The sequence below is a fragment of the Pseudomonas sp. NY5710 genome (assembly GCF_013305665.1).
Taxonomy (GTDB): domain Bacteria; phylum Pseudomonadota; class Gammaproteobacteria; order Pseudomonadales; family Pseudomonadaceae; genus Aquipseudomonas; species Aquipseudomonas juntendi.
In genome coordinates this window covers 3,171,013-3,192,896 of the sequence record NZ_CP045554.1, presented here as the reverse complement: position 1 = coordinate 3,192,896, position 21,884 = coordinate 3,171,013, and the positions used below count along the sequence as shown (strand labels likewise).

Genomic DNA, 21,884 nt, shown 5'->3' with positions numbered 1-21,884 from the left:
GTTGAATTAAGGACCGCCGGGTAATCTTAACCCCGTAGACAACTTGTACAGCTCTCAGGAGAGAAGCACGATGAAAACCTTGACTGCCCTGTTCACCGCCGCCGCCCTTGCCCTGGGCGCCAATGCCGCTTTCGCCAAGGATGTGCAGCCCGACGAAGTGGTCAAACTGGTAAACGCCAAGACAATCAAGTCGCTGGACGAACTCAAGGCCACTGCCATGGCCAAGCACCCCGGCGCCACCGTTACTGATTCCGAGCTGGAAGACGAGTACGGCCGTTACATCTACAAAGTCGAGCTGCGCGATACCCAGAACGTGGAATGGGACGTGGCACTGGACGCCAAGACCGGTGAAGTGGTGAAGGACGAGCAAGACAAGTGATGCGTCGCTTACCACGGCCAGCGCGCTACCTGGCGCTGGCGCTGCTGGCCGTGTGCTCGCTGGCAGCCGCCCGCGACCTCGACCAGGATGAAGCCCTGAAGCTGCGGCAAAAGGGCGTCATCCTGCCACTCGAACAGCTGCTGGAAACCGCCCTGGGGCGTTACCCCGGGGCGCGTTTGCTGGAAGCCGAACTGGAAGAGGACGATGATCGCTACGAATATGAGGTCGAGCTGCTGACACCTGCTGGCGTGGTTCGCGAAATCAAGCTCGACGCCAGCACCGGCGCCCTGCTTAAAGATGAGGAAGACGACTGAATGCGCCTGTTGCTTGTCGAGGACAACGTACCGCTGGCCGATGAGCTGATCGCCGGTTTGCAACGCCAGGGCTATGCCGTGGACTGGCTGGCCGATGGCCGTGACGCGGTGTACCAGGGCCAGAGCGAGCCTTATGACCTGATCATCCTCGACCTCGGCTTGCCGGGCATGCCGGGCCTGGAGGTGCTCGCCCAGTGGCGTGCCGCTGCGTTGGCCGCGCCGGTGCTGATCCTGACCGCGCGCGGCTCGTGGGCCGAGCGTATCGAAGGGTTGAAGGCGGGGGCCGATGACTACCTGAGCAAGCCGTTTCACCCCGAAGAGTTGCAGTTGCGCATACAGGCGCTTTTGCGCCGTGCCCGCGGCCTGGCCAACCAGCCCAGGCTGGAAGCGGCCGGCTTGCACTTGGATGAAGGCCGCCAATGCGTGAGCCGCGACGGTGTAGATATCCAGCTGACTGCTGCCGAGTTTCGCTTGCTGCGCTACTTCATGCTGCACCCGCAGCAGATCCTGTCCAAAAGCCACTTGGCCGAACACCTGTACGACGGTGAAACCGAGCGTGATTCCAATGTATTGGAGGTGCACGTCAATCACTTGCGCCGCAAGCTGGGGCGCAGCGTGATCGAAACCCGCCGTGGGCAAGGTTACATCTACGCCGGGAGCGCCGAGTGAAGTCGATCCAGGCACGTTTGAGCCTGGGCCTGGTCGCTGTGCTGGTGGTGGTGGGCGTGGTGCTGGCACAACTGACCCTGTGGTTGTTCGAAGCCGGCCTGCAACGCTACCTGGAAAACGGCCTGCGCAAGGAAAGCGAGAACCTGCTGGTGGCCCTGGTGCGGGGGCCGTCCGGCCTGCAGCTGGACGAGCGGCGTATCTCGGCGGCTTATCAGCGGCCGTTTTCCGGCTACTACTTCCGCATCGACTTCGATCAGGGCACCTGGCGTTCTCGCTCGTTGTGGGACCTGGATATGCCCAAACCGGCGGCGCCAGGGCTTTCCGACAGCCATGAGCTACGGCCGGAAGGGCAGCACCTGTTGGCACTGCGTGCCGACTACCGGCGCCTGGGGCAGGATATTTCCATTAGCGTGGCGCAGGACTATTCCCCGGTACGCCAGGGGTTCCGACGCCTGCAACAGATCGGCCTGGGCATGGGCCTGGTGGCGTTGATCCTGGTGCTGGTGCTGCAGCGCATCACCGTCACCCGCTCGTTGCGGCCGCTGGAGCGGGCTCGTCAGCAGATCGCCCAGCTGCAGCAGGGGCAGCGTTCGCAACTGGATGCCGAAGTCCCCAGCGAGTTGGCCCCGTTGGTGGGGCAGATCAACCATTTGCTCAGCCACACCGAAGACAGCCTGCGCCGTTCACGCAATGCCCTGGGCAACCTTGGCCATGCGCTGAAAACCCCGCTGGCGGTGCTGCTCAGCCTGGCGTCGAGCGAGCGCCTCAAGGGTTTGCCGCAAGTCAGCGCGCAGATGCGTGAGCAACTGGAGCAGATCCAACAACGACTGGCCCGTGAGTTGAACCGGGCGCGCTTGGCCGGCGACGCCCTGCCAGGCGCGCAGTTCGATTGCGATGCCGAGTTGCCCGGGCTGCTCGAAACCCTGGGCATGATCCACGGCGAAGGCTTGCTGTTGGCCAGTGATGTGCCGCCCGGGCTGTCACTGCCATGGGACCGTGAAGACGTTTTGGAATTGCTGGGCAACCTGCTGGACAACGCCTGTAAATGGGCTGACAGCGAAGTGCGCCTGGGGGCCGAGGCGGATGCCGAAGGGTATCGGTTGTGGGTCGATGATGATGGGCCAGGCATTCCAGAGGGGCAGCGCCAGCAGGTGCTGGGGCGCGGGTCGCGGCTGGATGAACAGGTGGACGGGCACGGCCTGGGGTTGGGCATCGTGCGCGACATCGTGGAGGCCTGGGGAGGGCAGCTGGCGTTGCAGCAAAGCCCGTTGGGCGGGCTGCGGGTGAGCCTGAACCTGCCGCGCAAGGCCTAGTGGTCCCGAGCCGCTCCTGCGGCTGCGGCGGCCTGCTTTGCCGATAGGCACTGCAAAAAAATTGCAGTACAGGCGCATTTTTTTGAATTGGCCCATTCGCGCCGCGCTCGGCACAATGCCTTCACGAAGCCGCGTGGTTTCCATCTCTCCACGGACGGAGCCCCTTGTGATATTGCCTGCGCAATACCAGGCCCAGGCAGCTGCCCTGGGCTTTCTTTTCAAACCGAAAAAAACACGACCCCGATAGTTCAAATGCCTGCCTCGCGTTCCGAAAGTCGTCTGCTGCGGCTATTGCCGCCCGCCCTGAATATCCCCCCCAAAGAATGGTTGCGTGCCGGTATTGGTGCACTGCTTGGCTTGTTCCTCGCCGGCTGGCTGACCAGCATGGTCTACGGCCCGGGCATCGCTCTGCACTTGCTCGGCCCGTTGGCCGCGTCGGCTGTGCTGGTGTTCGCGGTGCACTCTGGCCCGTTGGCCCAGCCTTGGCCGGTGCTGGGCAGTTACGCCCTGGCAGGCGCTGTTGGCCTGGCCATGCGCCAGGGGTTGGGCCCCGAATTGTGGGTGGCCGCCGTGGCGCTGGGGATCTCGATCCTGGTCATGTGCCTGCTGCGCTGCCTGCACCCGCCGGGTGGCGGGGTGGCCGTCAGTGCGGTACTGGCCGACCCGGGCCTGACCGCCCTGGGTGACCACCTGTTGCAACCGGTGTTGCTCAATGCACTGATCCTGGTAGCGGTGGCAGTGCTCTACAACCGTCTGACGGGTGTGCGCTACCCCAAAGGCGCGGTAATCCGCAAGGACCTGCACCATACCCATGACCCGCTGCCTACCGAGCGCGTTGGCGTGCGCGGCGAAGACCTGGACCATGCCCTCGAAGAGCTGGGCGAGTTCGTCGACGTCACCCGGGACGAACTGGAGCGCATTATCCTGGCCACCGAGCAGCATGCCTTGCAGCGCAGCCTGGGCGGCATCACCGCGGCGTCAGTGATGTCTCGCGATGTGCAATTCGCCAGCCCCGACACGACGCTGGAGCGGGCCTGGGCCATGCTGGCCAGCCATCATCTGAAAACACTGCCGGTGCTGCAGCAGGGCAAACTGGTGGGCATTGTCAGCCTCAGCGATCTGGTCGGCCCGGCCATGCAACGTGGCCGTTTCACCTGGCGCGGACTGTTCGGCCGCCCGCCCGTGCGCCTGGCCCAGGTGATGATGCAGCCAGTGGTCACCGTCAGTAGCCAGCATCCGCTGGAGCGCCTGCTGCCGCTGCTGTGCGAACAAGGCCTGCATTGCCTGCCGGTGCTCGACGATGGGCGCCTGGTGGGGGTGATCACCCAGACCGACCTGATTGCCGGCCTCCAGCGCCAGTTGCTCAGCAAGGCCCAACAGGTTTCAGAGAACAGGGTCCCAGCGTTGTGACCAGTCGCTTGCGCCGGCGGCCACCAGCCGGCGCAGCACGCTGAACGCCTGTTGCAGGGCCTCGCTGTCGCGTTTGCGCGGGTAGACCAGATAGGTTGGGTAGGTGAATTCCGGCGCCTGCGGGACTCGCTCGAAAACCCCACTGTCGAGGTAGGCTTGAACCACTCGTGTGCGGAAGTAGCCGCTACCGCCTTGGTCGAGGATGAACTGCAGCGCCAGTGGTCCGAGGTTGAAGCTCAGCGCCGGGCGCGCGCAGTCGGGCAAGGCCGCGTCATGCTGGCGGCGGAAGGCTTCGCCCCAGTCGATGTAGATATACGGCTCGGGTCGATCGACCCGGCGCACGCGGATCAGCTTTTCTTCCATCAACTGCTCGACCTGCAAACCCGGGCCATAGGTTGGCTGGTAGACCAGCGCAGCGTCCAGCAGGCCCATCTCGACCTTGCGCAGCAGCGCCTCGCCGTCGCTGACCTCGCTGCGGATCGCGTGGCTGGGCAGTTCGCGATGCAGGGCGCTGACCCAATCGAGCATCATCGGGTTGCCCAGGCTCACTTCACCCCCCACATGCAGCACCTGCTGGCAGCCCACGGGCAGCGGCAGGTCACGGCGCGCCGCCTCCCAGGTTTGCACCAACTGGTTGGCATAACTGACGAAAGCTTCGCCATCGCAGGTCAAGCTGGCGCCGCTGCGGCTGCGCACGAACAACTGACAACCCAGCTGCTGTTCTAAGCGCTGCACCCGGGCGGTGATCGCCGTTTGCGAAACGAACAGGCGCTCGGCGGCAGCGACCAGGCTGCCGCAACGCACGATTTCCAGAAAGGTACGGGCCTGTTCGATATCCATGGGCTGCTCGTTGGCTTGAGGGGGAGCCTATTGTAGGGGGGTTGCACCGAAATAGGGCGCATTGGCGCGTTATGCAAATTTGCAGGTCGGTTGTGACTTTAGTCGCCTGGCGAGGTGGTTGGTGCAGGCCATACTCCAGGTTCGCCCTTCAATAACAACAAGTACCGGGTTCCTTTCGATATGAGCTACCAGCACACTTACGCCCAGTCCATTTCCGACCCTGCCGCTTTCTGGGCGGAACAGGCCACCCACCTGGCCTGGTATCACAAACCTGCCCAGGTCTTGCAAGAGAACGCCGATGGTACCCACCGCTGGTTCGCGGATGGCCGGCTCAATAGCTGCTACTTGGCCCTCGATCACCAGATCGAGCAGGGCCGTGGCGAGCAACTGGCGCTGATCTACGATTCGCCGGTGACTGGCGTGCAGCAAACCTACACCTACCTGCAGTTACGCGACGAGGTGGCGCGCCTGGCCGGCTTGCTGCGCGAACTGGGCGTTAACAAAGGCGACGGCGTGATCATCTACATGCCCATGGTGCCGCAGGCGGCCATGGCCATGCTGGCCTGTGCGCGGATTGGCGCCGTGCATTCGGTGGTGTTCGGTGGCTTCGCCGCCAACGAGCTGGCGCTGCGCATCGATGACGCGCGGCCGGCCCTGCTGCTGACGGCTTCCTGCGGGCTGGAGTTCGACAAGGTCATCCCCTACAAGCCACTGGTCGACCGTGCGCTGCAACTGGCCAGGCACCAGCCGCGCTCGGTACTGGTGCTGCAGCGGCCGCAGGTGAAGGCCGAACTGCTGCCAGGGCGCGACCTGGATTGGCAGGTGGCGGTGCAGACCGCCAAGGCGGTGGAGCCGGTGGCGCTGGACGCCGGTGACCCGCTGTACATCATGTATACCTCAGGCACCACGGGCAAACCCAAGGGTATCGTCCGCGAAAACGGTGGCAACGCAGTGGCACTGTGTTACGCCATGCGCCACATCTACGGCATGCAAGCCGGTGATGTGTGGTGGGGTATTTCCGATGTGGGCTGGGTGGTGGGACACTCGCTGATCGTCTACGGGCCGTTGATGAGCGGCTGCACCACGATATTCTACGAGGGCAAGCCGATTCGCACGCCAGACGCCGCTGCCTACTGGCGGGTGGTCGAGCAATATCGGGTCAATGCGCTGTTCTGTGCGCCCACGGCCATGCGTGCCATTCGCAAGGAGGACCCGCAGGGCGAGCGGGTGCGCAACCATGACCTCAGCTCGCTGCGCCATGTGTTCCTGGCGGGTGAAAAGCTCGATTCGAGCACCCATCAATGGCTGGAGCAGGTGAGTGGCAAGCCTGTGCACGACCATTGGTGGCAGACCGAGACCGGCTGGCCAGTCACTGCGCCCTGCGTGGGGCTGGAGGGCAGCGCGGCCCGGCCGGGTTCGAGCAACCGCGCCGTGCCCGGCTATCACGTACGTGTGCTGGACGACGAAGGGCGCCTGCTGGGCCCCCACCAGCAGGGCTCGATCGTGATCGCCCTGCCATTGCCGCCCGGTTGCAGCCAGACGCTGTGGGGCGACCACGCACGTTACCTGCAGGCCTATCTGCACAGCTACCCTGGCTACTACCACACGGGCGATGGCGGCTACCTGGACGATGATGGCTTCGTTTACATCATGGGGCGCACCGACGATGTGATCAACGTATCCGGCCATCGGCTTTCCACGGGGGAAATGGAAGACTTGGTGGCGCGCCACCCGGCAGTGGCCGAGTGCGCGGTGGTTGGCGTGCATGATGAAATAAAGGGCCAGGTGCCGTTGGCGCTGGTGGTGCTCAAGGACGGCGAGGGCATCGCCGAGGCGCAGTTGCTGGTCGACCTGGTGGCCAGCGTGCGCGAGGAAATAGGCCCGTTGGCGTGCTTCAACCGGTTGCGGCTGGTGAAGCGCCTGCCCAAGACCCGGTCCGGGAAGATCCTGCGGGCGGTGTTGCGCAAGATTGCCGATGGGCAGGACTACATCCCGCCTTCGACCTTGGACGACCCGGCAGTGCTGGGTGAGATCGAGGCGCTGCTGGCTGACTTGCCCAGGGCGGTTTAGCCCTGGGGCCCGACCACCTGCAGTTGCCCCAGGCGGCTGCGGGTGCGCATCAGGTCGGCAAGCGGCCCACCCAGGCTTTGTTCCAACGGCCGTTTGCCGATCACCGTCACCTGCCTGTCCTGGTCGTACAGCACATCCACCAGGTTGACGAAACGTTGTTGCGCCGCCAGGGAGCAGTCCGCCAGGTCATCCAGCCCATCGATGACCCATTCGTCGTACTGCTCGGCCAGCACCAAGTAGTCGATCACCGCCGTGGCCTTTTCGCACAGGTCGTCAAAGCCAAGCACCACGCGCCGGCCATCCACCGCCAGGGCGCGCAGTGGGCGTTTGTTCACGTCCAGCTGCACGGGCTGCGGGGCGGGTACCTGCAATGCCTGGCGCTGCGCCGCAGTGCCGGGCCATACATAATGCCCCTGGGTGAACTGCTGCTGCTCGCGGTTGGCCGGCAGGCTGCGAAAGTCGGTATCGCCACCGACTTCGAGGACCTCCATCGCGCTATTGATCAGGCGGATCACCGGCAGGAAACGCTCATGGTACAGAGGGTTGGGCAGCAGCCCCTCAGGCGCGTAGTTGGACGTCACCAGCAGGAACACCCCGCGGCTGAACAAGGCATTGAACAGCCGGGTGAGCAACATGGCATCGCCAATGTCATGCACATGGAATTCATCGAAACACAGCACTCGGCAATCGCCAATCAGCTCGTCCAGGGTCGCACCCAGTGCGTCGTCCAGCGCGCGATGGCGGTGCATGCCTTGGTGCAGGCGGGCAAAAAAATCATGAAAGTGCAGGCGCTTCTTGGCCTCGACCGGTACGGCCTGATAGAAGCCGTCGAGTAGCCAGCTTTTGCCCCGGCCGACCGAGCCGTACAGGTACAGGCTACGCGCTTGGCCTTGCTCCAATTGTGCCAGTTGCCTGGCCATGCAGTGGATCACCCGGCGCTGGCCATCGCTGAGCTGATAACCGCGGCTGTGCGCCTTGTCTTCGAACCAGTCGAGCAGTTCGCTCTGATGCGCGGCAGCGCCGCGCAGGCGTTGGCCAAGTTGGCGCAGCGGGGTAGGGATCCAGGCAGGCAAAAGCACAGCTCCTTGGGCATTGACGGGGCAGTGTGCAGCTTGCCCGAGGGCGGCGATTTTGACCAATAGAGAAATTGCGCGGCAATCATCACTTCTCGCGATAGGTGTCGCCGCCACCGCTGCCGCTGGGCTATGCCTTGCGTTCCAGCTGGCGCTCGATCATGTACTTCACCGCCAGGCGGCGCTCTTTCAGGTGGCGCAGGTCCTCGTCGACGAAATTGCCTGCCGAGATGGCCTCGGCGGCCAGTACCTGGTTGTCGATATCGACGTACTCATCCAGCAAGCGATCCAGTGCCTTGTCGACCTGGCGGCGTTGTTGAACGATCTCGCGTGGGTAGTGCAGGTCCTGGTAAAGGTCGTGAGAGACAGGCATGGGTTCCTCCTTGGTAAATGCAGATGGGTTATCTGATTTGAAGGGAGGAATACGAATGTGTTGAAGCGAAGCGAGAAGAAAACGACGGATGGTATGCGGCGGCGGCAGAAATGACTAAGCCGCTGTTTTTTGGCAATTTTTTTTCATCAGGGGGTTCACAGACCGAAACTTTGTTGTTAAAGTGCCGCGCATTCCAAGACAACTCGCAGTTGTCACTCACTTGGAATTGTCAGAGCAGCCCACGCTGCATCCGATACAGGGGCGTCGCCAAGCGGTAAGGCAGCAGGTTTTGATCCTGCCATGCGTTGGTTCGAATCCAGCCGCCCCTGCCATTTCTTAGTTTCAAACGTAACTTGCCCGGTGCTTATTCTGATGAGCGTCGGGTTTTGTCGTTTTTGCGCGCGTGAAATGCCACACCCACTGTGGCCGCAGCGTTGCGATGGCCCCGGGCCGCAAAGCGGCCCAGCCATTGGTCAGCCCTGGCGCACTGCCAGGCCGCCCAGCATCTCGTTGAGCACCCGCGCCAGTTCATCGGCTTGCACCGGTTTCTGCATCACCAGGCTGCCCGGCAATTCCAACCCTTGCAACTCCGCATAGCCGGTGAGAAACACCACCGGCAGGTGCGGGCGCCGCTCGCGGGCCGCCAAGGCGAGTTGCCCACCGTTGAATTCCGGCATGGCGAAATCGGTCAGCAGCAAGTCGATCTCGTCATCCAGCAACGCCAGTGCCTGTTCGCCGCTGTGCGCCTGGCGTACCTGATAACCGTACTGGCGCAGTACATCGCCGAGCATGTCACGTACCAGGTGGTCATCGTCCACCAGCAGCACGGTCCGGTTACGGCCGCTATCGTTGATCGAAAGGCTGAGCATGGCTGCTGCCGGTTCACTGACCGCGCGGTCTTTCACCGCTGGCAGGTATACCGCCACCTCGGTACCACGCCCCGGCTTGGTATCGATGCGCACACCACCGCCGGACTGCTTGGCGAAACCGAAGACCTGGGCCAGCCCAAGGCCTGAACCCTTGCCGATATCCTTGGTGGTAAAGAACGGCTCGAACACCTTGGCCACCACCTCTTCGCTCATGCCGCACCCGGTGTCGCGAATACTCAGCATCACGTATTCGCCTCGCTCCGGGTCTTCCGGGCGCTGAGGGGGGGTGTCGATGCAGGTGTTGTGGGTCGCCAGGATCAACTGGCCGCCATCGGGCATGGCATCGCGGGCATTGATGGCCAGGTTGAGGATGATCATTTCAGTCTGGGTAGGATCGGTCAGCGCCTGCCACAGGCTTGGGTCCAGGTCCAGGCGCACCGAGATGTTGCCGCCCAAGGTACGGCGTAACAGTTCCTCGAGGCCCGCCAGGGTGCGGTTGAGGTTCAGCGGTACCGGCTCCAGGCGCTGGCGACGGGAGAAGGCCAGCAATTGCGAGGTCAACTTGGCGCCGCGCTCACCCGCTTCGCGAACATGCTTGAGGCGCGACCGGGCCTTGTCCAGGTCGCCCCTGGTCAGGTCGCGCTCTAGGAAACTGGCACCGGTGAGGATCACGGTCAACAGGTTGTTGAAGTCGTGCGCCACGCCGGCAGTCAGCTGGCCGACCGCTTCCAGGCGTTGCATCTGCTGCAAGGCGGCCTCGATACGCTCGCGCTCATCGATCTGCTCGCGCAGGCGGGCATTGGCTTCGGCCAGGCCCAGCGCGGTTTCGCGCTCACTGGTAATGTCGCGGGCGACCACGTAAAGCAGGGTGTCTTCGGGCACCACGACCCACGACAGCCAGCGTTGCTGGCCACTGGCGTGCAGGATACGGCCAACGAAACGTGCGCTGGTTCGGCCGTGCGCGAGCGCGGCCAGTTCGGTCAACAGCAGTTCCTGATCGCTTTCGGGCAGCAGGTGCAACAGCGACGACTGGCTCAGGCGCTCGCGGGAAAAGCCCAGGCTGGCTTCCCAGGCGGGGTTCAGCGCCACCGGGGTGAGGTCCTTGTTCAGCACTGCCAGCAGATCCTGTGACAGCTCCCAGGCGCGGTCGCGTTCCCGCGTACGGCGCTCGACCCGTTCGCCCAGCATTTCGTTGAGCTGGCGCAGTGCCTGGGTGGCCAGGCGCTGGGTGTTGATGTCTTGCAGCACGCCGGAAAAGCGCACGCACTGGCCGTTGACGAACTGGCTCTGGCCGCTGCTGAGCAACCAGCGCGGGTCCTGGCCACTGGGTTGGGCAGTGCGAAACTCCACCCGGTACTGGCCACCGCTTTCGGGCAGCATGGCGTATTCGACGGCATCGCGCACCAGCGCCAGATCGTCAGGGTAGATGCCGTCGTAGAATACCTGCATGGTCATGTCGGCGCTGGCGGGCAGGCCGAACAGGGTCTTGCAGCGCTCGTCGCATATCAACAGGCCATCTTGCGGGCGCAGGTCCCAGGTGCCCATACCCGCGGCGTCGATGGCGATGCGCGCCCGCGCCTCGACATCGACCAGCGCCTCTTCGGCGCGGCGCCGGCGCTGGCGCTCCTGCACTTCGGTCAATGCCCGGCGTACCGCCTTGGGCAGTAGCGGCAGGTTCTTCTTCAGCACATAGTCGGTAGCGCCCAGGCGGATCATTTCCACGGCGTGCTCTTCGCCGTAGATCCCGGAGAGAAAAATGAACGGGGTGTCTGCAGCCAGGCGCTGGGCGATTGCCAGCACCTCGGTGCCGGACGAGCCCGGCAGCACGCAGTCGCAAAGGATCAGGTCGTAGTGGTCCTGCTCCAGGGCACGCTCGACGCCCGTATGGTCGAATACCAGATGCGATTGCACATGCAGCCCGCTGCGTTCCAGGCGCATCAAGGTCAGCTCGGCGTCCATCGAGCTGTCTTCGACCATCAGTAGTTTCAACGGCGTTTGCGGCATCGTTGCGGCGGCCTCAATTGCTACCGCGACGGTTCAGCCGCAGTGAGCCAGGTGGTGGTTCATTCAGTACGGCCCAGAAGATCCCCAGGTCGGAGATGGCGGCGACGAATTCCTTGAATTCCACTGGTTTGACCACATACGCGTTCACCCCTAGCTCGTAGGCGCGCAGCAGGTCGGGTTCTTCGCGTGAGGAGGTCAGCATGACCGTGGGGATACTACGCAGCTCGGCAGTGGCGCGCACTTCCTTGAGCACTTCCAGGCCATCGACTTTGGGTAGCTTGAGGTCCAGCAGCAGGACCGCAGGGTTGCCGTCATCACGATCGACATAGGCGTTGCGGCGCAACAGGTAGTCCAGCGCCTCGGCACCGTCGCGCAGGACGATAACCTCGTTGGCCAACTGGCTACGCTCCAGAGCCAAAAGCGTAAGCTCCAGGTCCCTTGGATTGTCTTCGACCAGCAGGATGGGTTTGAGCATGATTGTTCAGGTACCTCGGGTAGTCGCGGGTTGGCGCGGTAGAGAAAAGTGGAAACTGGCGCCATGGTCGATCTGGCCCTCGGCCCAGACACGGCCATCATGGCGCTCGATGATACGGCGCACGCTTGCCAGGCCAATCCCAGTGCCTTCGAACTCTTCCATGCGGTGCAGGCGTTGGAATACCCCGAAAAGCTTGTTGGCGTAGGCCATGTCGAAGCCCACGCCGTTATCGCGGATACAGATTTCGGTTTCGTCCGGGTGTTGCTTGGCGCTGATCGAAATGCGCGCGGGCTCACGACCGCGGGTGTACTTGATGGCATTGGCGATCAGGTTGTGCAAAGCCAGGTTGATGAACGCCGGGTCGCCGATCACCTTTGGCAGTGGCGCGATGTCCCAGACGATCTCGCGGCCTTGGTAGTCGGGCGCCAGTTCACTGCGGATAGCCTCGACCAGGGCGTTCAGGTCGACATCGGACATGCGCAGGGCAGAGCGGCCCATTTGCGAGAAGTTGAGCAGGTTGTCCACCAGGCTGCCGGCGAAATTGGCGGCTTCACCGATATGCTGCAGGAAGCGCTTGCCACGCTCGCTTAACCCTGCGCCCTCGATTTCGCCGAGCAGCTCGGTATAGCCGGCAATGTGCCGCAGCGGCGCGCGCAGATCGTGGGAAACGCTGTACGAAAACGCCTCAAGTTCCTTGTTCGAGCGGCGCAGTTCACTGGCCAGCTGTGCCAATTCCTCGGCCTTGCGCAGCACAATGCCCAGCACCGCCGTGCGCAGCTCTTGCACGCCCTCGACCACCAGTGGCTCCCAAGGTGCGCAGTAGCCATGCAGTTGCTCCTGCCAGCGCTCGAAACTGTGCCGCGGGTCGAGGTTGCCCTGTGGCCCCACCTGCTTGGTCGGCTGGCCCGCCCAATCCACCGTGCGTACCTGTTCGGGGCGGAACCACAGCAGGTAGTGCGAATGGATCTGCGAAATGGCGACGGCCAGCACGCCACCGGCATGGTCTGCCAGCTCGGGCAGTTCGTCGATGTCGCGGCGCACGTTGTCGGTGCAAAATACATGTTCGTCGTTACGTTGGCTCAACCAGTGCACCAACGCCGTGACCTGGGCGGTGGGTGGCGTCTGGCCGAACAGGTCGCAGCGCTCCGCCGAGATCACCGCGGCGCCCTGGGCGTCGGCAAAGGCCAACAGGACTTCGGGCACGTCGCGCAGGCCATCGCTGACGCTGTCATGGTCGGCCATGGACGAAATCATGCGGACAATGTGCTGGCGCAGTTCCAATACCTTACTGGTGCTGGCATGCGACTCGCGGGACTCGATCTGCAACGACAGCACGCTGGCCAGCAGCTCGCACGCGGTACGCGTACGCAGGTCTACAGGCCTGGGCTGCTGATGGTGGCAAGAGATCAGCCCCCACAACTTGCCATCGGCCACGATCGACAGTGACATCGACGCCAGGGTACCCATGTTGCGCATGTATTGCAGGTGCACCGGTGAAACGCTGCGCAGTGTCGCAAAGCTCATGTCCAGCGCCTTGCCGGTACGCGGGTTGGCTGCCGGCAGTAGCGGCGAAGGGTGGTAGTTGGCATCCTCGATCACGCGGATACGGTTGACCCGGTACAGTTCGCGCGCCTGGCGCGGGATGTCCGAGGCCGGAAAGCACAGCCCCAGGTAGCTGGGGTAGCCCGGGTCGGCGACCTCTGCCAGAACTTGGCCATTGCCTTCGGCATCGAAGCGGTAAGCCTTGACCCGGCCAAAACCGGTGATGCGCTTGAGTTGAACCACCGTTTGCTGCAGCAGCTCTTCAAGGCTGCCGGCCAGGTGCAGGGTGCTGACGAAGTTGCGCACCAGCGGGTAGTAATCGCCTTGCCCGGTGAGGTCGGACGGAAGCCGCGGTGGTTCCAATTCAGTGATTAGCACCTGGTCGTGACGGTGGGCCAGCAGGTGCAGGGCTGTAGTGTGCGGTGCTCCTTCGCGCAGGTGCACATCACTGATATGAAAGGGGAACACTTCATCGTCGGGTAACCGTGAAAGGTGCATGCGCAGGTCGAAACCGTCGCTGACCAGCTCTGTAAAATGGCAACCGATAAGTTCTCTGGCCGGCTTGCCTAGCCACTGTTCGACATTCTCACTGGCCTGGAGTACCCGTAAGTCGGCTTCGTCGACGACCAGCAGGAACCCGTGGGGCTGGACGCTGCCGGGCACCTGGATCGGTTCCTGAGCGCAACGCTCCACGGCTTGGGCGAGCGTGCTATCTGCAGTCATCAATTGAAAGCTCCTGTCTTGTCGGTCCATGCTTGCCGCACGAGTTTGAGGCAGGATGATGGAGGTACACCTTATCAGAATATCGGACCATTCGCCGGCTTCTGCCTATTGGAGGTCCATGAAACACGATGGGTTCTGCGCCCCGCGGTTTTTTTTATCGAACGCTATCGCTTTGTTGCTAATACCAAAAAACGGTCGGCCTCAGCATTTGGCGCCGTGCCTCGCTGCTACGCTCAACTGAGCATAGGGCGATAAGGACAGCAAGGTGAAGGAGCGCTTACTGGCCGGGTTGTTTGGCCTGTTACTGAGCAACGCTGGCGTAGCGGCAGACTTTCTGGTGGAGGTGCGGGTGCTGGTGCAGCGCGGCTGCATGCTGGTCAGCCAGACCCGCGATGCGGGCGCGCAGGCTGCTGGGCGAATCGACCTGGGTGCTGTACCGCGGCTGGACGGCCCGGCCGCACCGCTGACTGGGGTATTGCTGAGCCAGCGCCCACCGCGCCTTGAGTGCAACCCCGACACCCCTTATCAAATACAGGTCGACGGCGGCCAACATGGCGGCGCTGGCGACGTGCGCTTCCTGGCCAGCGACGATGCCCAGGGCCGGCCTATTCCTTATCGGCTCTATCGCGATGCGGCCTGGCGCGAGCCACTGCCAGTGAACGTTGCGCAGGCTGCCCGGGTGCCCGATAGCGGCGCGGCCGAATTGCCGCTGTATGCGCGAATCGACACGTTGGCCTGGGTGCCCAGAGCCGGCCTGTACGCCGACCTGTTGAAAGTCACGGTCACTTGGTGAGGATGCCGCCATGCACAAGGACGCGCAGCTGTGAACCGCACCTCGATCCTGCTGTTGACCCTAGGGCCGTTACTGGTGCCAGGCGGTGCAGCGCATGGCAGCTCCACTGGCTTCATTCAGGCGCGGCTGGTGATCAGCGCCGCCTGCCAGATCAGCAGCAACGAGGCGCAGCCGGCGAACCTGGCCAACCCGGGCTTGCTGGATTTCGGCGAGCGGGGCCCGAACTGGGACCAGCCGCTGCTTAGCCGGGTGGATGAAGCGGGCGGCGAGGGCAGCCTGCAGATCAGTTGCACCCCCGAAGTCCGTGCATTCAACGTGCGCATCAATGGTGGCATGCATGGCGACGACGGCATTCGCCGCCTCAGCAACGGCAGCCAGCTGATTCCTTATCAACTGGCAGTCGACCCAGGCGGCAACAGCCGCTACGGCATTGGCCAAGCACGGGCCTTCACCATCAGCAGCACGCAACAGATTCCGATCCCCATCTATGGCGTGGTGGTGGCGCAACCGCGCGCGCTGCCAGCCGGGCTGTACCGCGACACCCTCCGGGTGACTCTGGACTGGTAACCACGCAAGGAGACTCCGATGCGAACGAACCTTTCATGCTGCATCCTCGCCGGCCTGGGTTTGGCCCTGGCCACGCAGGCCCAGGCCGCCACGGTGACCGGGACCATCAACTCGACGCTGACCTTGACAGCTGCCTGCCAGGTGAATGGCAGTTCAGGCACCTCGGGGTTGAACTTCGGCTCGCTGGATTTCGGCACCCAGGATGCCTTGTTCACCACGGCCAACGCACAGGTGCTGGGTAGCGGTGGCGCGTTGAGCATCCTGTGCTCGGCGGGCACGGTGCCGGCGATTCGTGTGCGTGCAGGGTCGCATGACGGCCAATCGACCGGCGGCACCCGTGCACTGGCTGATGGCGCGGGGAATTTCGTGCCCTACGACTTCTATACCGACTCCGGGCGCACCACCGTGTTGGCCATCGATGGCACCATCACCCTGCCAACCAGTACCGGTGTGGCACAAACCGTCAACCTTTACGGCCAGGCGCGTGGCAAGGCCGGGTTGCCGGCTGGCGTGTACACCGACACGGTAGCCGTCGAGTTGTCGTTCTGAGCCATGCGCCATTGGCTGACGGTGGGCCTGGCTGGCCTTGGTGCGCTACTGGCGGCGCCACTGGATGCGGCCACTACCAGCACCTTCACGGTCGCGGCGCAGGTCGCTGCCGGGTGTCTGGTGGTGGGCGGTGTCAGCCAGTATGGGGTACTGAACTATGGCACCCAGTCGGCGTTGTCCACCAGCGTGGTCAGTACTTCGCTGGGTGGCACCACGGTGACCTTCCAGTGCACCCCGGGTGTGGCGGTGAGCATGAGCCTGGGCGGCGGCCAGAACAGTACCAGCGGCACGCGCTATCTGAAGAACACCAGCGGCAGCCAGGTCCTGGCCTACCAGTTGTACCGGGATGCCGCCTACAGCCAGCCGTTGGGCATAGGGCAGAGCGCCACCGTGAGCTACAGCGACGCCACGGCGATCAAGCTGCCGGTGTATGGGCGGGTTCAGCTGACCGGCAAGCTGCCGGCAGGGACTTATACCGATGTTGTGCAAGTGATGGTGACCTGGTGAACGCCAGCGGCGCCAATGACACGTGCTAAGGAGAGCTTAATGGCGGTAGGCGCGAAGTGGGCGGGTGGGCTGATCGGGTTGTGGTGGTTGGCAAGCCTGCCGGCTGCGGCAGCCACCTCGGTGTTGATCTGGCCGATCGACCCGGTGCTGGAGGCCGACCAGAAAGCCGGCGCACTGTGGCTGGAAAATCGCGGTACTGAGGCTGCCAACCTGCAGGTGCGGGTGTTTGCCTGGCACCAAGGGCGATACCAGGAGCAGTTCCAGGCCCAGCGCGAGATCATCGGCAGCCCGCCGGTGGCCAATATTCCTCCTGGGCAGAAGCAATTGATCCGCCTGACCCGCACCGGCCCTTCACCTGCCGGCCAGGAAAAGGCCTATCGCATCATCATCGACGAAATTCCGCCGGCCATCCCGCTCGACAAGGCCGGCCCCGGCACCACGGCCGCCATTCGGCTGCAGATGCGCTATTCCGTACCGCTGTTCGTCTACGGCGAAGGGCTGTGGGGCAAGGCGGACCCCGAGGGCCAGCGAAAGGCCGAAAGCGTGGGCAAGCCTCAGTTGAGCTGGCGGCCGGTCACGGTGCAGGGCAAGCCTTATGTGGAGCTGCGCAATACCGGCCCGGTGCATGCACGGCTGACCGACGTGGTGCTGCAGCAGGGCGGCCAGCGCAAGGCGCTGGTCGAAGGTTTGCTGGGCTATGTGCTGCCGGGTTCGAGTATGCGTTGGCCGGCACCCATGGCGACGAATACAGGCAGTGTGCTGCAAGGCCGGGTTAACGGCCAGGCCACGGCCGGCACCATACCCCAAGGGCAGTGAACCAGCACCTGAATGCAGCGCAGGGGCCAAGGAGGACCCGGCAATGGTTGGATACCGTGTGTGAAATGGCTAGCGCTGAGGTTGCGCCGCGGGTGCCTGCAGTTGGCCGTGCTTGGCCCAGCGTTGGCGCTGGCCGACGACCTGCCGCCGCCGCCCACGGAGCTGTCCGCCATCGCCGACGCCACGCTGTTCCTCGACCTGATGGTGAACCGCATGCCCAAGGCTGAGCTGGTGCCGGTGCAGCAGCGGGCCGGGCAGTTGTACCTGGACAGCGCCGTGTTGCGTGCGGCGGGTGTGACACTGCCCGGCGACCCGCAGGGCGAAGTCGCCCTGGACGCGGTGAGCGGGCTGCACGCCGATTATGACAGCCGGACCCTGCGGCTGTTGCTGCAAGTGCCCCCGGCCTGGTTGCCCGAGCAGCAGGTCGGCGATCGTAACCTGTACCCGCCCAACGATGCGCGGAGCAGCTTCGGCGCGTTGTTCAACTACGACCTGTACCTGAACGACACCGATGACGGCGGCACCTACCTGGCGGCGTGGAACGAACTGCGGGTGTTCGATGACTGGGGCACCTTCGCCAGCACCGGGCAATGGCGCCAATCGTTCAATGGCGCGCAGGCCGACCCGGCAAGGCGGGGCTTCCTGCGCTACGACACCACCTGGCGCTTCACCGACGAGCAGCGCCTGTTGACCTACGAGGCCGGCGATTTCGTTACCGGGGCACTGCCCTGGACCCGTTCGGTCCGGGTGGGCGGCGTGCAACTGTCGCGCGACTTCGCCGCACGGCCGGACCTGGTCACCTACCCCTTGCCGGCGTTTGCCGGCGAAGCCGCGGTACCGACCTCGCTCGACCTGTTCATCAACGGCTACAAGGCCAGTTCCAACGAATTGCAGCCAGGCCCCTACACGCTGACCAACGTGCCGTTCATCAACGGTGCCGGCGAAGCGGTGGTGGTCACCACCGACGCCTTGGGCCGGCAGGTTTCCACCACCTTGCCGTTCTACGTCACCAGCAGCCTGTTGCAAAAAGGCCTGTCAGACTATTCGATAGCGGCCGGGAGCCTGAGGCGTGACTACGGTGTGCGGGACTTTGCCTACGGCGCGGGGGCGGCCAGCGCCAGCCTGCGCCATGGGGTAAGCGACACGTTCACCGTGGAAACCCACCTTGAAACCGCTGCCTCGCTGATGCTGGGTGGCCTGGGTGGCAACCTGCGGCTGGGCAACTTCGGTGTGCTCAATGCCGCGCTCGCCCAGAGCCGTTTCGACGGCGATCAGGGGCAGCAGGTCGCGCTGGGTTACCAATACAACAGCCAGCGCTTCGGTTTCAGTTACCAGCGCCTGCAACGCCGTGCCGACTATGCCGACCTGAGCCGGGTCGACACCCCGGACATACAGGCAAGCACACGCAGCGAGCAGGTCAGCCTCAGCCTCAACCTTGACAGGTACGGCAACGTCGGTGCCGGCTACTTTGACGTGCGCGCTGCCGACGGCACGCGAACCCGGCTGATCAACCTAAGCTACAGCAGGCCGTTGTCGGGCAGCAGCAGCGTGTACCTGTCCGCCAACCGCGAAATCGCTGGCGGCCAGTGGGCCGTGCAGGCGCAACTGGTGATTCCCTTCGACACCCATGGCACGCTGGCGCTAGGCCTGGAACGCAGTAACACCGGTGAAACCCTGCAACGGGTCAATTACGGGCGCGCCGTGCCGGTAGGCAGCGGCGTGGGCTATAACCTCGGCTATGCCCAGGGTAGCGACCGCGATGCCTATCGCCAGGCCGATGTGACCTGGCGCTTGCAGTCGGTACAGCTACAGGCCGGCGTATATGGCAGCAGCGGCGAAACGACCCGCTGGGCCGATGCCAGTGGCTCGCTGGTTTGGATGGATGGGCTGTTCGCCGCCAACCGGATCGACGACGCTTTCGTTGTGGTCAGTACCGACGGCTATGCCGATGTACCGGTGCGTTATGAAAACCAGGAGGTCGGCCGCACCGATGCCGGCGGCCACCTGCTGGTGCCGTACAGCAGTGGTTACTACCGCGGCAAGTACGAGATCGACCCCATGGACCTGCCGCCCGATGTGCTGGCGCCGAATGTGGAGCAGCGTGTGGCCGTGCGCCGCGGCAGTGGCTACCTGCTGGAGTTCCCGCTGAAACGGGTACTGGCGGCCAGCATCGAGCTGGTTGATGCCAACCAGCAGCCGCTGAAGCTGGGCAGCCGGGTGACCCACGAGCAATCGGGCAGCCAGGCTGTGGTCGGTTGGGACGGGCTGGTGTACTTGGAGAACCTGTCGCCACGCAACCGCCTGCGGGTCGTGCTGGAGGGGGGCGGGCGCTGCCAGGTCGAGTTCGACTTCCCCGAGGCGCAAGGTTCGATCCCGTTGCTTGGGCCGCTGGTGTGCCGATGACGGCCTGGCAGCGGGGCCTGCTGGCGAGCTTGCTGTGGTTGCCGATGGGGGGCGCCTGGGGGCTGTGCTCATCGGTGGCGACCCTGCCGGCCGCGTTCGGCAGCCCCAATTCTACGCAGGTGCGCACCACGGCACAGAACGCCTCGACCCTGAACTCGGGGTTGCAGTGCACAGGGTCGCTGCTGAGCGTGCTGAGCAACAGCGACCATTTCTATCTCACTATCACATCGCCCAGCAGTGGCCTGGTCGGCCCGACGGGGGATGTGATTCCTTACACGGTGTATGGCGACAACACCACCAATTACCCGATTGCCCGCGGCGTGGCCTACGACTTTGCCCGTACCGGCATTCTCGACCTGTTGGGTTTGCTCGGCGGCACCACCCCCAAGTCGGTGCCGCTGTACATGCGCACCCAGGTGGGCAGCAATGTCGCCGCTGGCCTGTACCAGGAAACCCTGACCGTTGCCTGGAGCTGGGACTACTGCTCGGGCATTGGCTTGCTCGGCGTGTGCCTTGGGCGCGACATCGGTTCAGGTAGCAAGACAATGACCGTGAGCCTGACAGTGACCAACGATTGCCAGATCACCACACCCAACATCAACTATGGCAGCGCCCCGGTGGTGGCAGGGTTCGCCACGGTCAGCCAGAGCCTGAGTGTGTCGTGCACCAAGGGCAGCAACTACACGGTGGGCCTGGACGACGGGCAGAACGTGGCCAATGGCAGGCGGCGCATGAAATCTACTACCAGCAATTACCTGGCATACGACATTTTCAAGAGTGCCGGTGCGGTGCGGTGGGGCGCGGTCGGTGCGGCACGCCGTGCGAGCACTGATGCGGATGTGAACCCCGGTGCTGGTACCGGCACCGGCAGCCAGGTGTTCAACTATAACGCCAAGGTCTACACCGACCAGGCCACGCCCCCCGCGGCGAGCTATACCGACAGTGTGATTCTGGATGTGCAGTTTTGAAGGCGTTAAGCAGCCGCAGGGTCAGCGCAAGTCGCCAAGCATGCGTGCCAACGTCTCCAGCACGGCGCCGGCCAGTGCCTTCGAGCGCGCGCCAGACCAGCCATTGACGGGGTCTGGCGCATCGTCGTGGTCCTTGAATGGCATCTCCAGGGTCAGCGACAGACAGTCGTACGCCATGCCCACCGCATTGCAGGCCAGGGTGGTGTTCGCCTGGCCAGGCTCGTCCCGGGTGTAGCCATGTACGGTCTGGAAGTCGCGAGTAAGGCTGCACAAGGTGCTGCGGAACTGCGCCTCAAGCTTTGCCAGCCGGGGCGTGTAGCCTGGGTTGCCCTCGCACGCCGCCGTGAATACATGGGGGATTTCTTCATCACCGTGTACGTCGATGAAGGCATCCACACCATATTGCTTCATCTGCGCCTGGGCGAAGAACACTTCCGGGGTGAGTTCGACACTGGCGTCCTGCCAGGCACGGTTGAGGTCCTTGCCTTTGAAGTTGGTGCGCAAATGGCCAAGGAAGGCGCCGTCGGGGTTCATGTTGGGAATCAGGTACAGATCGGCTTTGCCCAGCAGTTGCTGGATCACCGTGTCGTTAGCCTGCAGGCGGTCTATCACGCCCTCCATGAACCATTCGGCCATGTGCTCGCCGGGGTGTTGCTGGGCGATCAGCCATAGCTTGCGCTTGCCCTCGGCACCATCACCCGCCCGCAGCAAGGGAATGTCCCGGCCTTGCACACTGCGGCCGCTGGCCAGCAATTCGACACCGGGCAGTTGCCGGGCCCGCTCGATCAACTGGTTGTGGCGGGCGCGCGGGTACGGTTCGAAGTAAGCGAACCAGACCTGCGGCTGCTCAGCCTTGAGCTCGAACGAAAGCGCGCTGCCATCGAACTGGCTGGGCACCCGGAACCAGCGTTGCTGGTCGTAACTGGCAACGGCGTTGTAGCCGCTCCAGGCATGCTTGTACGAAGCGCCAGAGGCGTTGTCGAGGCTGAAACGGTGGACCTGGCCCGGCGTCAGCCCGCTGACCCTGAAGTGGAACCACTGGTAATGGTCGCTGTGGGTGTCCGGGCGGATGGCCAGGCGCACCTGGGCCGGGTTGCTGGCATCCAGTACCTGGATATTGCCGGAATCGAAATCGCAGTCGATGTGCAGGGGGGACAGCGTTACGCTCATGGGCCGGGCTCCTTTGTGGGCATTGTTGTAGGCGTACTGTACACGGCTTGGCCGTGC

General features: G+C 63.9%; 20 protein-coding genes and 1 tRNA gene. 14 read left to right on the top strand and 7 right to left on the bottom strand.

Annotated features, from left to right (window positions below; all coding sequences use genetic code 11):
* Window positions 1-70: 70 nt before the first annotated feature.
* The 5 genes from GEV39_RS14435 (at window position 71) to GEV39_RS14415 (ending at window position 4,085) form a co-directional block, all read left to right on the top strand.
* The gene (locus tag GEV39_RS14435) at window positions 71-379 is read left to right on the top strand and encodes a PepSY domain-containing protein (RefSeq protein WP_173889926.1); all 309 of its coding nucleotides are present in this window, start codon (window positions 71-73) and stop codon (window positions 377-379) included.
* Window positions 379-693, top strand: a complete 315-nt coding sequence (locus GEV39_RS14430; protein WP_009685937.1) for a PepSY domain-containing protein — start codon at window positions 379-381, stop codon at window positions 691-693. The genes GEV39_RS14435 and GEV39_RS14430 overlap by 1 nt, the downstream gene beginning before the upstream one ends.
* Entirely contained in the window at window positions 694-1,362 is a 669-nt protein-coding gene (locus tag GEV39_RS14425) for a response regulator transcription factor (RefSeq protein ID WP_173889925.1), read from the top strand.
* The gene (locus GEV39_RS14420; RefSeq protein ID WP_173889923.1) at window positions 1,359-2,675 is read left to right on the top strand and encodes an ATP-binding protein; all 1,317 of its coding nucleotides are present in this window, start codon (window positions 1,359-1,361) and stop codon (window positions 2,673-2,675) included. Before GEV39_RS14425 ends, GEV39_RS14420 begins: the two co-directional genes overlap by 4 nt.
* 252 nt (window positions 2,676-2,927) lie before the next feature.
* Window positions 2,928-4,085 (top strand): HPP family protein, encoded by a 1,158-nt coding sequence (locus tag GEV39_RS14415; RefSeq protein WP_173889921.1) that lies wholly within the window; start codon window positions 2,928-2,930, stop codon window positions 4,083-4,085.
* Here the strand turns inward: GEV39_RS14415 and GEV39_RS14410 are convergent.
* A complete protein-coding gene (locus GEV39_RS14410; RefSeq protein WP_173889919.1) occupies window positions 4,059-4,925 on the bottom strand; it encodes a LysR family transcriptional regulator in 867 nt (288 codons plus the stop codon). The two genes, GEV39_RS14415 and GEV39_RS14410, sit on opposite strands and share 27 nt — an antisense overlap.
* A gap of 180 nt (window positions 4,926-5,105) precedes the next feature.
* Between GEV39_RS14410 and GEV39_RS14405 the strand changes: the two genes are divergently transcribed.
* Window positions 5,106-6,995, top strand: coding sequence for a propionyl-CoA synthetase (locus GEV39_RS14405; protein ID WP_173889917.1), 1,890 nt, complete (start codon window positions 5,106-5,108; stop codon window positions 6,993-6,995).
* On the opposite strand, the gene zapE is transcribed toward GEV39_RS14405, so the two are convergent.
* Entirely contained in the window at window positions 6,992-8,068 is a 1,077-nt protein-coding gene (zapE, locus tag GEV39_RS14400; RefSeq protein ID WP_173889915.1) for a cell division protein ZapE, read from the bottom strand. The two genes, GEV39_RS14405 and zapE, sit on opposite strands and share 4 nt — an antisense overlap.
* Window positions 8,069-8,198: 130 nt before the next feature.
* Window positions 8,199-8,441, bottom strand: coding sequence for a DUF465 domain-containing protein (locus tag GEV39_RS14395; protein WP_054913379.1), 243 nt, complete (start codon window positions 8,439-8,441; stop codon window positions 8,199-8,201).
* Window positions 8,442-8,698: 257 nt separating this feature from the next.
* On the opposite strand from GEV39_RS14395, the gene GEV39_RS14390 reads away from it, so the two are divergent.
* Window positions 8,699-8,773: transfer RNA gene (locus tag GEV39_RS14390), tRNA-Gln, on the top strand.
* A gap of 141 nt (window positions 8,774-8,914) precedes the next feature.
* On the opposite strand, the gene GEV39_RS14385 is transcribed toward GEV39_RS14390, so the two are convergent.
* Genes GEV39_RS14385 through GEV39_RS14375 form a run of 3 tightly spaced genes read right to left on the bottom strand, consistent with a single transcriptional unit; the run spans window position 8,915 to window position 14,054 of the window.
* Entirely contained in the window at window positions 8,915-11,314 is a 2,400-nt protein-coding gene (locus GEV39_RS14385; RefSeq protein WP_173889913.1) for a hybrid sensor histidine kinase/response regulator, read from the bottom strand.
* A 13-nt stretch (window positions 11,315-11,327) separates the two neighbouring features.
* Window positions 11,328-11,789, bottom strand: a complete 462-nt coding sequence (locus GEV39_RS14380; RefSeq protein ID WP_173889911.1) for a response regulator — start codon at window positions 11,787-11,789, stop codon at window positions 11,328-11,330.
* Window positions 11,790-11,795: 6 nt separating this feature from the next.
* Entirely contained in the window at window positions 11,796-14,054 is a 2,259-nt protein-coding gene (locus tag GEV39_RS14375; protein ID WP_173889909.1) for an ATP-binding protein, read from the bottom strand.
* Window positions 14,055-14,319: 265 nt separating this feature from the next.
* Between GEV39_RS14375 and GEV39_RS14370 the strand changes: the two genes are divergently transcribed.
* From GEV39_RS14370 to GEV39_RS14340, 7 genes are read left to right on the top strand one after another with little or no spacing between them, the layout of a single operon-like run.
* Window positions 14,320-14,847 (top strand): Csu type fimbrial protein, encoded by a 528-nt coding sequence (locus GEV39_RS14370; RefSeq protein ID WP_173889907.1) that lies wholly within the window; start codon window positions 14,320-14,322, stop codon window positions 14,845-14,847.
* Between the two features lie 30 nt (window positions 14,848-14,877).
* Window positions 14,878-15,414 carry a Csu type fimbrial protein gene (locus GEV39_RS14365; RefSeq protein ID WP_173889905.1) on the top strand — a complete coding sequence of 179 codons (537 nt, stop codon included), beginning with the start codon at window positions 14,878-14,880 and terminating at the stop codon, window positions 15,412-15,414.
* Window positions 15,415-15,432: 18 nt separating this feature from the next.
* Window positions 15,433-15,963, top strand: a complete 531-nt coding sequence (locus GEV39_RS14360; protein WP_009685920.1) for a Csu type fimbrial protein — start codon at window positions 15,433-15,435, stop codon at window positions 15,961-15,963.
* Between the two features lie 3 nt (window positions 15,964-15,966).
* Window positions 15,967-16,470: a Csu type fimbrial protein gene (locus GEV39_RS14355; RefSeq protein WP_173889903.1), complete on the top strand. Its 504-nt coding sequence runs from the start codon at window positions 15,967-15,969 to the stop codon at window positions 16,468-16,470.
* 39 nt (window positions 16,471-16,509) lie between these two features.
* On the top strand, window positions 16,510-17,286 hold the full coding sequence (locus GEV39_RS14350) for a fimbrial biogenesis chaperone (RefSeq protein WP_173889902.1): 777 nt from the start codon (window positions 16,510-16,512) through the stop codon (window positions 17,284-17,286).
* A 12-nt stretch (window positions 17,287-17,298) separates the two neighbouring features.
* On the top strand, window positions 17,299-19,689 hold the full coding sequence (locus GEV39_RS14345) for a fimbria/pilus outer membrane usher protein (RefSeq protein WP_502707944.1): 2,391 nt from the start codon (window positions 17,299-17,301) through the stop codon (window positions 19,687-19,689).
* Window positions 19,686-20,657, top strand: coding sequence for a Csu type fimbrial protein (locus GEV39_RS14340; RefSeq protein WP_173889900.1), 972 nt, complete (start codon window positions 19,686-19,688; stop codon window positions 20,655-20,657). Before GEV39_RS14345 ends, GEV39_RS14340 begins: the two co-directional genes overlap by 4 nt.
* Before the next feature lie 21 nt (window positions 20,658-20,678).
* Here GEV39_RS14340 and GEV39_RS14335 read toward each other — a convergent pair whose 3' ends face one another.
* Window positions 20,679-21,827, bottom strand: a complete 1,149-nt coding sequence (locus GEV39_RS14335) for a M14 family metallopeptidase (RefSeq protein ID WP_173889898.1) — start codon at window positions 21,825-21,827, stop codon at window positions 20,679-20,681.
* Window positions 21,828-21,884: the final 57 nt, after the last annotated feature.

Coding starts and splice junctions, on each gene's coding strand:
- GEV39_RS14435 (WP_173889926.1), top strand. CDS start 71: ATGAAAACCTTGACTGCCCTGTTCACCGCCGCCGCCCTTGCCCTGGGC.
- GEV39_RS14430 (WP_009685937.1), top strand. CDS start 379: ATGCGTCGCTTACCACGGCCAGCGCGCTACCTGGCGCTGGCGCTGCTG.
- GEV39_RS14425 (WP_173889925.1), top strand. CDS start 694: ATGCGCCTGTTGCTTGTCGAGGACAACGTACCGCTGGCCGATGAGCTG.
- GEV39_RS14415 (WP_173889921.1), top strand. CDS start 2,928: ATGCCTGCCTCGCGTTCCGAAAGTCGTCTGCTGCGGCTATTGCCGCCC.
- GEV39_RS14410 (WP_173889919.1), bottom strand. CDS start 4,925: ATGGATATCGAACAGGCCCGTACCTTTCTGGAAATCGTGCGTTGCGGC.
- GEV39_RS14405 (WP_173889917.1), top strand. CDS start 5,106: ATGAGCTACCAGCACACTTACGCCCAGTCCATTTCCGACCCTGCCGCT.
- GEV39_RS14395 (WP_054913379.1), bottom strand. CDS start 8,441: ATGCCTGTCTCTCACGACCTTTACCAGGACCTGCACTACCCACGCGAG.
- GEV39_RS14385 (WP_173889913.1), bottom strand. CDS start 11,314: ATGCCGCAAACGCCGTTGAAACTACTGATGGTCGAAGACAGCTCGATG.
- GEV39_RS14380 (WP_173889911.1), bottom strand. CDS start 11,789: ATGCTCAAACCCATCCTGCTGGTCGAAGACAATCCAAGGGACCTGGAG.
- GEV39_RS14375 (WP_173889909.1), bottom strand. CDS start 14,054: ATGACTGCAGATAGCACGCTCGCCCAAGCCGTGGAGCGTTGCGCTCAG.
- GEV39_RS14360 (WP_009685920.1), top strand. CDS start 15,433: ATGCGAACGAACCTTTCATGCTGCATCCTCGCCGGCCTGGGTTTGGCC.
- GEV39_RS14355 (WP_173889903.1), top strand. CDS start 15,967: ATGCGCCATTGGCTGACGGTGGGCCTGGCTGGCCTTGGTGCGCTACTG.
- GEV39_RS14350 (WP_173889902.1), top strand. CDS start 16,510: ATGGCGGTAGGCGCGAAGTGGGCGGGTGGGCTGATCGGGTTGTGGTGG.
- GEV39_RS14345 (WP_502707944.1), top strand. CDS start 17,299: ATGCAGCGCAGGGGCCAAGGAGGACCCGGCAATGGTTGGATACCGTGT.
- GEV39_RS14340 (WP_173889900.1), top strand. CDS start 19,686: ATGACGGCCTGGCAGCGGGGCCTGCTGGCGAGCTTGCTGTGGTTGCCG.
- GEV39_RS14335 (WP_173889898.1), bottom strand. CDS start 21,827: ATGAGCGTAACGCTGTCCCCCCTGCACATCGACTGCGATTTCGATTCC.